Origin of the sequence: Phaeobacter italicus (genome assembly GCF_001258055.1) — a bacterium.
Taxonomy (GTDB): Bacteria; Pseudomonadota; Alphaproteobacteria; order Rhodobacterales; family Rhodobacteraceae; genus Phaeobacter; species Phaeobacter italicus.
This window is the reverse complement of record NZ_CVRM01000011.1, coordinates 617,566-630,306: the sequence shown is the minus strand read 5'-3', so window position 1 is coordinate 630,306 and position 12,741 is coordinate 617,566. Positions and strand designations below refer to the sequence as shown.

Genomic DNA, 12,741 nt, shown 5'->3' with positions numbered 1-12,741 from the left:
CCGTACTCAAATCCATTTATCGAAAAACAGGGCCGCCCAGCACATGCTGACGCGGCCCTTTTTTCATCCCGGCGCGACAGTCCGGGTTTGTTAGAGAAACACCCGTTCAGCAAACCAATAGGCACCGATAAGAGCGATCGTGAAGCTCGCAGGGATTGCAACTCTGCCCCGGTACTTGGGATGGCCCCAGAACCAAAATCCAAACAGCACATAGGCCACACCAACCACCGTGAGCTGGCCCAGCTCCACCCCCACATTAAAGCCAAGAAGCGCCGGCAGAAACTGGGCGTCAGGCAGGCCGAACTCTGCCAGGACAGAGGCAAAGCCAAGCCCATGCAACAATCCAAATCCGAAGATCACCAACGTGCGCCAGCTGTGCAATTTTCGGGCAAAAACGTTTTCGACCGCGACAAAAACGATGGATGCAGCGATGAGCGGCTCAACGATGGCCGGATCTATCCTGATCCAGCCAAGCGCCCCAAGCGCCAGGGTGATTGTATGCGCCACCGTAAACGCGCTGATTTGCCAAATCAGCGGACGCAGCCGCGTGCTGAAAAAGAAAAGCCCCAGAACAAACAGAATATGATCCAGCCCCTTGGGCAGGATGTGGGTGTAGCCGACGGGAATATAGTCGACGAACGCCTGCTGCGGGCTCTGGGCCAGACCGCCTGAAATCGGGATCGTCGGCGTCACCTCCCCACCCTGCAGATAGCCTGTATAGGGGTCTTCCACCCCATTCTGGCGCAGAACCACGCCACCGGACCCCTTGGGCCAGCCAATCTTCAACCCGCGGGCGGCGCCATCAACCGGCCCGGTCACGATCAACGCACTGCTGCGAGGCAATTCCACTTCGCCGACTTCTGGAATGGTCACGGACTGAAGGCTGAGCGGGATATCCTCATCGGCGTATACCTCCAGCGTGCTTAGCCAATCCTCCGCAAAAAGCGCCACCATGGGCTTTAATTCGGCCTCGCTGAGAGCGCGCAAGCTGTCATAGTCCTGCGCCTGTGCAGCTGTGTCCGTATTCTCCATCCCATCAAGGTTGATCCCGGCCACGAATGCCTCGATGTTGAGACGCAGTTCGAGGGTCAGCTGACCATCCGCAATCTCGAAATCCGCAATCGTCGGCGTGACTTCGTGGGCTGCTCCGCTAGAGTAAGCTGCAAGAAAGGTGCTGATTGTCAGCGCAAAACACAGCACAAAAGACCGTAGCGTCTGCGTCACGTTTGCAGGTCCAGACCGCGCGCTGCGCACCGCCAGAGCCAGAGCCAGAGGTTCCATCCACGCCATGTCCATCCTCCGCCCCATCGTTGCAGCCGTCGCGGGTGTTCTCACCCTTCCCATTGCAGGTGCGGCTCTTTCACATGAGTTTTGGATCGCTCCGGAAAAATATCAAGTGGAATTAGGCGGATCTCTTCAGGCAGACCTGAAAAACGGGCAACGGTTCAAGGGATTTCGCCTCCCCTATCTGACGCAGGACATCGACCGGTTTGACATCAGGACATCCGCAGGCGTTGTGCCTTATGTTGGGCGGCTGGGGGACACGCCTGCGCTCCAGCTTGACGATCCCGCACCCGGTTTGACCGTTCTTCTTCATGAAACACAGCCCGACAGCCTGACCTATGACACATGGGAGGAATTTGCAGAGTTCGCCCGCCACAAGGGATTTACCAACGTCGAGGCCCGCCACACCGCGCGAGGGTTGCCGCGCGACGGGTTTTCAGAAATCTACACCCGCCACGCAAAATCCCTTGTCGCCGTGGGGGATGGCGCGGGACAGGACCAACCAGAGGGGCTGCTGGTGGAGTTCGTGGCGTTGAAAAATCCCTACATCGACAACCTGGACGACGGGCTGCCTGTGCGCCTTTACTATCAAACCGCGCCCCGCCCCGATGCCCAGATCGAAGTCTTTGAACGCACAGAGACAGGCGGTGTGACCATCACGAAGCTCAAGACAAATGCAGATGGCATCGCCGTGATACCCGTCAGTCGGGGCAACAGCTATCTTCTGGATGCGGTTATGCTTGACCCCCGGGATCCCGCCAGTGGCACTGGCGCAGTCTGGGCCACCCATTGGGCAGCGCTCACCTTCGCGGTCCCGAACTGACAGGCCAAGGCGGCCGGACCAATGGTGCAGACCACAACGGCGTCAGGCACCAATACATCTGCCCCCATGACATCTGGTCCCAAGACAACAGGCCCCATGACAACAGGCCCAAGGCATAACCCTGTTCTGCGCACCCGCCTTTTTCAGGGCGGAAAATCCACCAATGCGATGAACTGGAATAAAACGGTCTGTTACCGCACACGGTTGCGCCTTGCAGGAGCCAGAAAAACGCGGCAATACAGCCGCCATGACACATCCCTCTCACTCTCCCGCCGAGACCCCGGATCAGACCATGTCCCAGGCTGCCGCGCCGCAGCCCGATATCCTGTGCATCGGTTCTGTTCTGTGGGATATCATCGGCCGTTGTCCTGCAGAGATGCAGCGCGGTTCTGACATGCCGGGCCGGATCACCCGCTTGCCCGGTGGTGTTGCGATGAACATCGCCATGACCCTTGCCCGCTTTGGCCTGCGCCCTGCCCTGCTCAGCGCAGTTGGCCGCGATGCCGAAGGCGATGAGCTGGTCAATGCCTGCACCCACCTTGGCCTGATCACCGACCACCTCTACCGTTCCGAAGATCTGCCAACGGATCGCTACATGGCGGTTGAGGGCGCCAACGGGTTGATTGCGGCGATTGCGGATGCCCATTCGCTTGAGGCGGCCGGCGCCAAGATCCTGCGCCCCCTTGGTGATGGCAGCCTGGGCCATGCAGATGCACCCTATGCCGGACCAATCGCGCTGGATGGCAACCTCACGCTGTCGCTGCTGGACGATATCGTCGCCGATCCCCTGTTTGCCAAGGCCGACCTGCGTGTTGCCCCCGCATCGCCCGGCAAGGCCGAACGCTTGCGCCCCTTCCTTACCCGCAGTCACGGAACGCTTTATGTGAACCTCGAAGAGGCAGGGCTGCTTTGTCAGGAGGAATTCACCGACAGTGCCACCGCCGCGCGCGCCATGCTGGATCGCGGCGCTGCCCGCGTTCTGGTGACCGACGGCGGCAGCAGTGCCACCGAAGCCGACCAGAACGGTCTCATCACCCAGACGCCCCCGCGCGTCACCGTTGCCCGCGTCACAGGCGCAGGCGATACCTTCATGGCTGCGCATATCGCAGCAGAGGCCCGCGGCGAAGACCGCGCCACCTCGCTGGCGTCCGCATTGAAGGCCGCCGCCACCTATGTTTCAGGAGAACCCCCGCTTTGATCAACATGACATTCTCGGCCGAAGTTGCCGCCGCCCGTGAGGCAGGCCAAGCCATCGTCGCGCTGGAAAGCACCATCATCACCCATGGCATGCCCTACCCGCAAAACGTCGAGGTCGCAGCCCAGGTCGAGGACGATATCCGCGCCGCAGGTGCCGTGCCTGCAACCATGGCCGTGATCGACGGAGTTCTGCACATCGGCCTTGAGGCGGATCAGCTGCAGGCGCTTGGCCAGGCCAAGAACGTCGCCAAGATCTCGCGTGCAGACATGCCCGCCTGTATTGCCACCGGCGGCACCGGGGCGACCACTGTCGCTGCAACCATGATCGCTGCGCGCATGGCAGGCATCAGCGTCTTTGCGACCGGCGGCATCGGTGGTGTGCACAAGGGCGCCGAAACCAGCTTTGACATCTCCGCCGACCTGATGGAGCTGGCCCAAACACCGGTCACCGTCGTCGCGGCTGGCGCCAAGGCGATCCTTGACCTTCCCAAAACTCTTGAGGTTCTGGAAACACAGGGGGTACCGGTTATCGCCTACGGGCAGGACAGCTTCCCTGCGTTCTGGTCTGCAACCTCCGATCTCGCGGCGCCGCTGCGGATGGACAGCGCCGCAGAAATCGCACGCGCCCATGCCACCCGTCAGGCGATGGACCTGCCTGGTGGTCAGCTGATCGCAAACCCGATCCCGGCAGATGACCAGATCGCAGCCGAGGCCCTCGCGCCTATCTTGGCTCAGGCCCAGGCCGAAGCGGATTCACAGGGCGTCGTCGGCAAAGCCGTGACCCCCTTTCTGCTGCAACGTATCTTTGAGCTGACAGATGGTCGTTCCTTGAAGGCAAACATTGCCCTTGTTCGCAACAATGCCCGCCTTGCTGCAGAAATCGCCAAGGAATTGGTCACTCTGAAGCAATAATGCGTGTTTCTGCGCAGCTGCCCATTGCGGTTGCGCAGAACCCTGCCTAGCTTCCTTTTGTTCCTCACTGGTATTTGACAACGATGACCACACCCTTTGATGATGAAACTGCACCGCGCCGTCCCGGTCTGTTTGCCCGACTGCGCTCATCATTCTTTACCGGGATTGTTGTCATCGCTCCTGTGGGCCTGACGATCTGGCTGCTTTGGACAGTCATGGGATGGATCGACGGGGTTGTTCTGCCGCTGGTGCCACAGACCTTCCGTCCCGAACAGTATATCGGCATCAACCTGCGCGGTGTTGGCCTGATCATCTTTTTGCTGTTCACCATCATCGTCGGCTGGATCGCAAAAGGCATCATTGGCCGCTCTCTGATCGGGTTTGCCGAAAGCCTGGTGGATCGGATGCCGGTCGTGCGGTCGATCTACTCGGGGATCAAGCAGATCTCCGAAACCGTCTTTGCGCAAAGCGAACGCAGCTTTGAAACCGCCTGCCTGATCCAGTACCCCCGCCGTGGCATCTGGGCGATCGGCTTTGTGTCGACCACCGCCAAGGGCGAGATTTCGGGCCGCGCTGAAACCGGTGGCAAGCTGCTCAGCATCTTTGTCCCAACAACGCCCAACCCAACCTCCGGCTTTCTTCTCTTTTTCCCGGAAGAGGATGTGATCATCCTCGATATGTCGGTCGAAGATGCCGCCAAACTGGTGATTTCGGCGGGGCTTGTTTACCCCAACGCCAAGGATCCGACCCAGCCCCCTGAACTGGTCGAGACCTGATCCAGGGGCACCAGCACAACGGCGGACAAGCCGATGCAGCGGCTAGCCGAACATCTCAGTCAGATCGACAGTGGAGCGCGCGCCGATATGCGCGGCGTCCCCTTCCAGAAAGCGCTCGGCAGCGGCCCGACCGGCTGTCTTCAGCTTGGCCAGGATCTGCGGGATCGGGATCAGCTTGGTGTGAACCGACAGCTGCCGCATCAGATCATCATCCGCGATCCGGTGCACCAGAACCCGTTTCATCTGACCCGCCTCCATTCGCCCCTCGGCCAGCAATCGCTGCACAAAGGCAATGGCACGCAGCTCCCGCAGGAGCGATGAGTTGAAACTGATTTCGTTGATCCGGTTCTGAATCTGCTGCGGCGTGCGCGGCAGTTCATCGCGTTCCAACGGATTGATGCTCACGATCACCACATCTGACGGCAGTTCAGGCTGATAGAGCGGAAACAGCGCAGGATTGCCGGTGTAGCCACCATCCCAATAAGGCTCCATCCGACCGGTTGCTGGATCCTCGATTTCGACCGCCTGAAACAGGTTCGGCAGACAGGCAGAGGCAAGGATTGCGTCGGTGCTGACCTCGTCGCCGGAAAACACCCGCACCTTACCGGTCCTGACCGAGGTCGCGCAGATAAACAGCTGCGGCCCCTCGGCGGCGCAGACTTCGGCGAAATTGAACCCCTCCACCACGGGCCGCAACGGATTGCGGTAAAACGGCCCATAGCTGTAGGGCGACAGCAGCTGTCCCATTGTCTCACGCGGGGAAAACGGCGCGATCCAGTCCAGCATTCCAAGGATCGGCGCCGCGTCCAGCCCAGCCAGCCAGTGGGCAAAGCGCATGTCTCCGACTGCGCCCATCCGCTGCCACAGATGATCCAGACAAGACCGCGCGCCCTCTCTGCCACCATGCGCCAGCCCCGCCTTGAGTGCCGCGCCGTTCAGCGCCCCCGCAGACGTGCCGGTGATGGCCGCAATCTCAAGGTCATCCACCTCCAGCAGGCGGTCCAACACACCCCAAGTAAAGGCCCCATGCGCTCCGCCGCCCTGAAGGGCCAGATTGATCCGCCGTGTCATGCGAGCTCCTTAAAATGTGTGACGCACTATGTGTGGCGCGCCGTGACCTGCCGGGTCCAGCGCCCAAGGCCCGTTGCCCATCATCTTTCCCGAAATACTCCGGGGGTGAATTGCCCAGCGGGCAAGAGGGGGCTGGCCCCCTCTCCACCGTGGATCAAAGCGCAGTCCAGCCGCCATCCACGCTCAGGGTTGTCCCGGTCATCTGCGCAGCCGCATCTGAGCACAGGAACACCGCTGTGCCCCCCAGCTGCTCAACGGTTGCAAATTCACGGCTCGGCTGCCGCTCCAGCATGACCTTTTTGATGACCTCTTCCCGGCCCATATTGTATTTTTCCATCGTGTCCGGGATTTGCGCCTCAACCAGTGGGGTGAGCACATAGCCCGGGCAAATCGCGTTTGCGGTGATCGGCTCTTCTGCGGTTTCCAGTGCGATGGTCTTGGTCAGTCCGACAACGCCGTGTTTTGCCGCCACATAGGCCGATTTATAGGGCGAGGCCGTCAACCCGTGCGCCGAAGCAATATTGATGACGCGCCCCCAGCCTGCCTCTCGCATCATTGGCAGGGCGGCGGCGGCCGTGTGGAACGCAGACGACAGGTTGATTGCAAGAATGGCGTTCCATTTGTCGACCGGGAACTCATCGACCGGGGCGACATGCTGAATGCCTGCATTGTTGATCAGGATGTCGCAGCGTCCCGCCTGGGTGATCAATGCACGGCAGGCCTCTGCACCGGACATATCAGCCTGAATATAGCGCGCGTCCACGTCAAATTCCTTGGCGATCTCGGCTGCCAGCGCATGGTCTTCTTCCCGATCGGTGAAGGAGTTCAAAACCACATCCGCCCCAGCCCGCGCCATCTCCCGCGCAACCCCAAGCCCGATCCCAGAGTTCGACCCGGTGATCACTGCACATTTGCCCTTCAGCGTCATTCCACTCATCCCTTTTTGCGAAAATGTATCTGTGCAACTGTGGCATGCTGCACCTGCAAAGGGAACGTCTGTCGTAACCTGAAAGTTGCACAGAAATTGTGCGAATTCCCTCTGGCATCCCGCGCAGGAAACCTGCAAAAGGAGCCTCCGCAATGCAGCGTCTCCCGCACATCGCAGATGAATCCTGTCGGCATGATGGCGTGTTCAGCCGCCGATAGGCCAAAAAAAACGCCCGCACGAAGCGGGCGTTAAGTTATTGAGGCAGGTTTCATACAGGCAAGAAACCTATCGAGCAGTGACTCATGTATAAGCAATTTCTCTCTTTCATCCAAGCTAAAAGTTTGAATTGCCGCGCAAGCAGGGCTAGCGTCTGACTTCATGAAAATAAGGGCAGAGCGGGGTTGCTAAAAAAGTGCGACATAAATTTTTCTCTTTAGTTCGGCCAGCCTTGGCGGGAATCATGCTGATGGCGGGCTCAAATCTGGCGTCAGCCGAATCAGCACATGGCATAGCTATGTATGGCCAGCCCGCCCTTCCACCGGATTTTGTGTCTTTACCCTACGCAAACCCGGATGCCCCCAAGGGCGGCACCGTCGTGTTTGGCAACACCGGAGGCTTTGACACGCTGAACCCCTTTGCACAGAAAGGCACGCCCCCCTGGCAGATGCGGTTCTGGGGCTATGAAAGCCTGATGGGACGCTCGCAGGATGAGGCTTTCACCCTCTATGGCCTCTTGGCGGAGTCGATCGAGGTGCCAGATGATCGCTCCTGGGTTGAATTCACCCTGCGGCCAGAGGCCCGATTCTCTGACGGCTCGCCAGTCACGGTTGAGGATGTCCTGTGGTCCTATGAAACGCTCGGTACCGAAGGTCATATCCGCTATCGCCGGTTCTGGAACCAGATCGACAGCATTGAACAGACGGGCGAACGCAGCCTGCGCATCACCTTCAACGAAGAAAACAGGGAACTGGCCTTGATCGCGGGCCTGCGCCCCATCCTGAAGAAATCGCAGTGGGCAACAAAGGACTTTGCCGACTCCGGTCTGGACGAGGCCCCAATCGGATCAGGCCCCTATGTGGTCGCTGGCTTTGAGCCCGGCCGTTACATCACCTTCGAACGGAACAAGGACTATTGGGGCAATGACCTGCCGTTCCGTCGGGGGACCAACAATTTTGACGAAATCCGGCTGGATTTCTACGGCGACCAAACCGTGCTGCTAGAGGCCTTCAAGGCGGGCGAGATTTCGGCGATCCGCGAATTCAATGCCGCCAAATGGGATCGCGCCTATGATTTCCCCGCGGTCACAAATGGCGATGTCGTCAAGACCCTCGTGCCCAACGGCAAGCCATCGGGGATGACCGGTCTTGGCTTCAACACCCGCCGCGCCCCTTTGGATGACTGGCGCGTCCGCGAAGCGCTGATCCTCGCCTTCAACTTTGAATATATGAACGAGACCCTGACTGGCGGCACCCAGCCCCGTATCTCGTCCTACTTCTCCAACTCCTATCTTGCGATGCAGCCCGGCGCGGCTGAGGGGAAGGTCGCGGATCTGCTCTCCCCGTTCGCAGACACGCTGGTTCCCGGGGTGATGGAAGGCTACCGCTTTCCCGAAAGCGATGGCAGCGAACGCAATCGCAAGAACCTCAGGGCCGCAACCAAGCTGATGGCAGAAGCGGGCTGGACCGTTGTTGACGGTGTCATGCGCAATGCTAGCGGCGAAGCGTTGGAGCTGCAGGTGCTTCTGACGCCGGGGAACCTCGGCGAAGGCGAAATGCGGTCGGTCGTCGAAATCTACGCCCGCGCCCTGGAGCGTCTTGGCGTCACTCTCATCGCTGATGTGGTGGACAGCGCCCAGTTCGTCGAACGCCAGCGTGCCTTTGATTTTGACCTGACGTTCTTCCGCAGGGCCATGTCGCTCAGCCCCGGCAATGAACAGTATCTCTATTGGGGGAGCGCAAGTGCGGATCAGGAAGGCTCGCGCAACCTGACTGGCGTGTCGGATCCGGCCGTGGATGCAATGATTGACGCGATGTTGATCTCCAAAAGCCGCGAGGACTTCATCGCTGCGGCCCGCGCGCTGGATCGCCTGCTGACCGCCGGCCGCTATGTCATCCCGATCTGGCAGTATTCCGAAGGGCGCATCGCCCATGTCAAGGAACTGAAGTTCCCCCAAACCCTGCCCGTCAGCGGAGACGGCATCGGTTATATGCCCGAAGTCTGGTGGTATGAGGGCAAGTAAACCCTCAGCCGCGACCTAAGCGCCTTACCCGTCACGCTGAAATGTGTGGCGGGTTTTCTTTTGCCCGATACCGATGCCTGCTGCCGCGTAGCTGCGCAATCAGTCAAATCCTGCCGACGCCCCTTGGCACAAAAGCCACACGTTTCAAATTTCACAAAAAAGTGTTAGGCTGGGCATCCACTCATAAGAACAACCCTAACCCCGAACCCCAAGGGAGCCCCTCAAATGCCTGTTCAAACAGCCTGCCGCAGCTGGTTCGACAGGATGCCCCGTATCAAACAACGGTTTCCGCATCTCGAGACCCGCCAAGCGCCCTCTCTGCTAGATGACAAGGACAAGTTCGTCGCATATCTCGCCCGCACGCATCATCTTACCCTGAATGAAGCCCGCGAGGAGGTTGATGACTTTCTTTACACCGAAAGCCTGCACCGCGAACTGGAACGCCAGGTCAGCTGATCGCCACGCCTGATCAGGCCAGCGACGTCACCCAAAGAATGGTGGCGTCTTCGTCGCTCAGCGAAATCACGTTATGGCCCATCGCGGCGTCGTAATAGGCGCTGTCACCCCGGCGCATTTCGATCGGCTCGTAGAATTCGGTATAGAGCCTGACCACCCCGGTCAGAACATACAGGAATTCCTCCCCGTCATGTCGCACCCAACCGTCGAATTCATCCATCGACCGGGCACGCACCCTTGCGCGATAGGGCAGCATCTGCTTGCGGCTCAGGCTGTCAGCAAGCAGTTCGTGTTCGTAGGTCGCGGTAGCATGGGCAGAGCCCTGACCCAGCTTTGTGACAGACAGTCGCCCGTTGATCTGATCACGCTGTGGCTGTGTGAACAGCTGCGGAATGGTGATCTGCAACCCTTCAGCCAGCTTTTTCAGCGCCTCATAAGTCGGTGACATCTGGCCGTTTTCAATCTTGGACAGAGTCGATCGGGCCAGCCCCGCCTGATTGGCGGCATATTCCAGTGTCCAGTCACGGGCCTTGCGCAGCTCGCGGACACGCGCGCCCAGATCCAGAGGCTCTGCCGAGACATCCTCGCCCGAAGCGCGGGCGATAGTGATGAGCGATTTGGGATCACGAGAGGTCATTGTGACCCTATAGGGTGCTGTGGACAATCTTGCAACGTAGGGATTGAGCCGTTAGCCAAACAACATGCTTTCGCTTTTTGATGACGGGGCGCATCCGCCCTGCCCCGATCCTTTCAACCTGGCTGATTATGTCCTCAATCAAGGGGCCTCGGGCCGCGTTGCCGCGGACGACGCCCCTGCACTGGATCTGCTTGGGCCTGACCACGTCGAGAGCTGGACCTATGGCGCGCTGCGCCAGGCGGTACTGGGGACAGGCACGGGCCTTCTTGGTGAGGGGCTAGAGCCGGGTGATCGGGTTCTTTTGCGGCTCGGAAACGACCCGCTGTTTCCGATCGCCTATCTGGGGGCCATTGCTGTCGGGCTGGTGCCAGTGCCCACCTCGTCTCAGCTGACAGAGCCCGAAGTCCAGCGCATGATCGACGAACTGGCCCCACGCGCCATTCTGCGCGACCCGGCCGTAGCGTCACCTGATCACCCAAGGGAGATCCCCGCCGACTCACTCAGGCAGATGCAATCCCTGCCACCTTGCGAATTTGCCTACGGTGCGCCGGATCGCCCCGCCTATATTGTCTACACCTCCGGCACCGGCGGAAATCCGCGCGCAGTTGTTCACGCCCACCGCGCAATCTGGGCACGGCAGATGATGATCCGCCATTGGTACGACCTTGGCGCAGACGATCGTCTGATGCACGCAGGTGCGTTCAACTGGACCTTCACCCTTGGCACCGGATTGATGGACCCGTGGAGCATGGGGGCCACCTCGCTGATCCCAAGGGCAGGCACCGCGCTGGAGGCGCTGCCGGATCTGATGGCACATCACCGTGCCACGCTTGTTGCCGCTGCGCCGGGGGTGTACCGCAAAATGCTCAAATCCCGGGCGATGCCGAAAATGCCGAGCCTGCGCCATGCGCTATCTGCCGGGGAAAAACTGCCTGCGCCCCTTGCTGCCGACTGGCAGGCCACCACCGGTACGCCCATCTACGAGGCATTCGGAATGTCCGAATGCTCCACCTTCATCTCTGCCAGCCCCACCAACCCGGCCCCTGTTTCGGCACTGGGGCGGCCACAACCCGGTCGCCGGATCGCGGTGCTGGATGACACGGGCGCGCCTGTGCCGCTGGACACCCCCGGGATCATCGCGATCGACCAGAGCGACCCGGGCCTCATGATCGGCTATTTCAACGCCCCAGAAGCCACAAAGGCACGGCTCTGCAATGGCTGGTTTTTGACCGGCGATCGCGGCACCATGAGCCATGATGGGCTGATCCACTACCTCGGCCGCAATGATGACATGATGAACGCGGGCGGCTATCGTGTTTCGCCGATGGAAGTGGAAGCAACCCTGATGCGCCACCCCGGCCTGACCCAGATCGCAGTCGCCGCGGTTTCTGTCGCACAAGACACCCAGATCATTGCCGCGTTTTTTAACGGTGCCGAGGATGTGACTGCCGACACGCTGCTGGCTTTTGCAAATCAGCATCTCGCACGTTACAAGCAGCCCCGCGCCTATGTGCGCGTGGACCAGCTGCCCACCGGGGCAAATGGGAAACTCCTGCGTCGGGCCCTGCCCGATCTCTACACCCGCCTGATGCAAAGGACACCAACATGAGCGTCGTGAAGCTTGATATCCTGTCTGACCCGATCTGCCCCTGGTGCTACATCGGCAAGACCCATCTGGACAAAGCGCTGGCAGAGGCGGGCGACCATCCGTTTGTGATCGAATGGCACCCTTTCCAGCTGAACCCCGACATGCCCCGCGAGGGTATGGATCGCCGCGCCTATCTTGAGGGCAAGTTCGGCGGCAAAGAGGGCGCTGTACGGGCCTATGCCCCGGTGGTGGAACATGCAGAAAAAGCCGGGCTGACCATCAATTTCGAAGCCATGCAGCGCACTCCCAACACATTGGATGCCCACCGCCTGATTCATTGGGCCGGGATCGAGGGCAAGCAAAACGATGTGGTTGACGCCTTGTTCCAGGCGTATTTCGTGGATGCAAAAGACATCGGCGATCATGAGGTTTTGGCCGATATTGCCGCTGCCTGCGGGATGGAACGCGATGTGACGCTGCGCCTGCTGCAAGGCGATACAGAGGTCGGTGAAATCCGCGACCGCGACGCGCATTCCCGCAAGATGGGGGTAAGCTCGGTGCCCACCTATATCGTTGCAAATCAACATGCCGTCCCCGGTGCCCAGCCTCCCGAACTGTGGAAGCAGGTGATCGCAGACATTCAGTCACAATTGGCCGCAGACCAGGGCTGACCCCAGCCCATCTGCCTGCCCCTGTTCAAAAACCACACTCCCGGCGCCTCACCGCGCCGGTTGTCGGCCTGATGCGCTGAAGGCCCGACACGGATGCACAGTCACCTGTGCATGACCTGCGCTGGCCCCATCTGCCAAGATGTGTTAGCGCAAGACACG

12 protein-coding genes are annotated in these 12,741 nt (G+C 60.2%); 8 read left to right on the top strand and 4 right to left on the bottom strand.

Annotated features, from left to right (window positions below):
* Nucleotides 1-90: 90 nt before the first annotated feature.
* A complete protein-coding gene (locus tag NIT7645_RS06220; protein ID WP_008563201.1) occupies nucleotides 91-1,281 on the bottom strand; it encodes a HupE/UreJ family protein in 1,191 nt (396 codons plus the stop codon).
* A gap of 7 nt (nucleotides 1,282-1,288) precedes the next feature.
* Here NIT7645_RS06220 and NIT7645_RS06215 point away from each other — a divergent pair, with 7 nt between their 5' ends.
* The 4 genes from NIT7645_RS06215 to NIT7645_RS06200 all read left to right on the top strand — a co-directional run bounded on the left by NIT7645_RS06215 (nucleotide 1,289) and on the right by NIT7645_RS06200 (nucleotide 4,992).
* A complete protein-coding gene (locus NIT7645_RS06215) occupies nucleotides 1,289-2,107 on the top strand; it encodes a DUF4198 domain-containing protein (protein ID WP_050686355.1) in 819 nt (272 codons plus the stop codon).
* 292 nt (nucleotides 2,108-2,399) lie between these two features.
* On the top strand, nucleotides 2,400-3,305 hold the full coding sequence (locus NIT7645_RS06210) for a PfkB family carbohydrate kinase (RefSeq protein WP_008562565.1): 906 nt from the start codon (nucleotides 2,400-2,402) through the stop codon (nucleotides 3,303-3,305).
* Nucleotides 3,302-4,216, top strand: a complete 915-nt coding sequence (locus NIT7645_RS06205) for a pseudouridine-5'-phosphate glycosidase (protein ID WP_008561036.1) — start codon at nucleotides 3,302-3,304, stop codon at nucleotides 4,214-4,216. The genes NIT7645_RS06210 and NIT7645_RS06205 overlap by 4 nt, the downstream gene beginning before the upstream one ends.
* Nucleotides 4,217-4,299: 83 nt before the next feature.
* Nucleotides 4,300-4,992, top strand: coding sequence for a DUF502 domain-containing protein (locus NIT7645_RS06200; protein WP_008559618.1), 693 nt, complete (start codon nucleotides 4,300-4,302; stop codon nucleotides 4,990-4,992).
* Nucleotides 4,993-5,034: 42 nt separating this feature from the next.
* Here the strand turns inward: NIT7645_RS06200 and NIT7645_RS06195 are convergent, their stop codons facing one another.
* A complete protein-coding gene (locus tag NIT7645_RS06195; RefSeq protein WP_008561344.1) occupies nucleotides 5,035-6,063 on the bottom strand; it encodes a patatin-like phospholipase family protein in 1,029 nt (342 codons plus the stop codon).
* A 154-nt stretch (nucleotides 6,064-6,217) separates the two neighbouring features.
* Nucleotides 6,218-6,991, bottom strand: a complete 774-nt coding sequence (locus NIT7645_RS06190) for a 3-hydroxybutyrate dehydrogenase (protein WP_008560910.1) — start codon at nucleotides 6,989-6,991, stop codon at nucleotides 6,218-6,220.
* Nucleotides 6,992-7,403: 412 nt separating this feature from the next.
* Between NIT7645_RS06190 and NIT7645_RS06185 the strand changes: the two genes are divergently transcribed.
* Nucleotides 7,404-9,230, top strand: coding sequence for an extracellular solute-binding protein (locus NIT7645_RS06185; RefSeq protein WP_037302399.1), 1,827 nt, complete (start codon nucleotides 7,404-7,406; stop codon nucleotides 9,228-9,230).
* 225 nt (nucleotides 9,231-9,455) lie between these two features.
* Nucleotides 9,456-9,686, top strand: coding sequence for a hypothetical protein (locus NIT7645_RS06180; protein ID WP_008560703.1), 231 nt, complete (start codon nucleotides 9,456-9,458; stop codon nucleotides 9,684-9,686).
* 13 nt (nucleotides 9,687-9,699) lie between these two features.
* On the opposite strand, the gene NIT7645_RS06175 is transcribed toward NIT7645_RS06180, so the two are convergent.
* Nucleotides 9,700-10,323, bottom strand: a complete 624-nt coding sequence (locus tag NIT7645_RS06175; RefSeq protein WP_008561209.1) for a helix-turn-helix domain-containing protein — start codon at nucleotides 10,321-10,323, stop codon at nucleotides 9,700-9,702.
* A 64-nt stretch (nucleotides 10,324-10,387) separates the two neighbouring features.
* Between NIT7645_RS06175 and NIT7645_RS06170 the strand changes: the two genes are divergently transcribed.
* Nucleotides 10,388-11,932 carry a class I adenylate-forming enzyme family protein gene (locus NIT7645_RS06170; protein ID WP_008558960.1) on the top strand — a complete coding sequence of 515 codons (1,545 nt, stop codon included), beginning with the start codon at nucleotides 10,388-10,390 and terminating at the stop codon, nucleotides 11,930-11,932.
* Nucleotides 11,929-12,582 (top strand): DsbA family oxidoreductase, encoded by a 654-nt coding sequence (locus NIT7645_RS06165; RefSeq protein WP_008558981.1) that lies wholly within the window; start codon nucleotides 11,929-11,931, stop codon nucleotides 12,580-12,582. The genes NIT7645_RS06170 and NIT7645_RS06165 overlap by 4 nt, the downstream gene beginning before the upstream one ends.
* Nucleotides 12,583-12,741 lie beyond the last annotated feature (159 nt).

What these genes read in the sequence shown, in the direction of transcription:
- NIT7645_RS06200 (WP_008559618.1), top strand. Translation starts at nt 4,300, where the DNA reads ATGACCACACCCTTTGATGATGAAACTGCACCGCGCCGTCCCGGTCTG.
- NIT7645_RS06170 (WP_008558960.1), top strand. Translation starts at nt 10,388, where the DNA reads ATGCTTTCGCTTTTTGATGACGGGGCGCATCCGCCCTGCCCCGATCCT.
- NIT7645_RS06180 (WP_008560703.1), top strand. Translation starts at nt 9,456, where the DNA reads ATGCCTGTTCAAACAGCCTGCCGCAGCTGGTTCGACAGGATGCCCCGT.
- NIT7645_RS06220 (WP_008563201.1), bottom strand. Translation starts at nt 1,281, where the DNA reads ATGGAACCTCTGGCTCTGGCTCTGGCGGTGCGCAGCGCGCGGTCTGGA.
- NIT7645_RS06190 (WP_008560910.1), bottom strand. Translation starts at nt 6,991, where the DNA reads ATGACGCTGAAGGGCAAATGTGCAGTGATCACCGGGTCGAACTCTGGG.
- NIT7645_RS06165 (WP_008558981.1), top strand. Translation starts at nt 11,929, where the DNA reads ATGAGCGTCGTGAAGCTTGATATCCTGTCTGACCCGATCTGCCCCTGG.
- NIT7645_RS06210 (WP_008562565.1), top strand. Translation starts at nt 2,400, where the DNA reads ATGTCCCAGGCTGCCGCGCCGCAGCCCGATATCCTGTGCATCGGTTCT.
- NIT7645_RS06195 (WP_008561344.1), bottom strand. Translation starts at nt 6,063, where the DNA reads ATGACACGGCGGATCAATCTGGCCCTTCAGGGCGGCGGAGCGCATGGG.
- NIT7645_RS06175 (WP_008561209.1), bottom strand. Translation starts at nt 10,323, where the DNA reads ATGACCTCTCGTGATCCCAAATCGCTCATCACTATCGCCCGCGCTTCG.
- NIT7645_RS06215 (WP_050686355.1), top strand. Translation starts at nt 1,289, where the DNA reads ATGTCCATCCTCCGCCCCATCGTTGCAGCCGTCGCGGGTGTTCTCACC.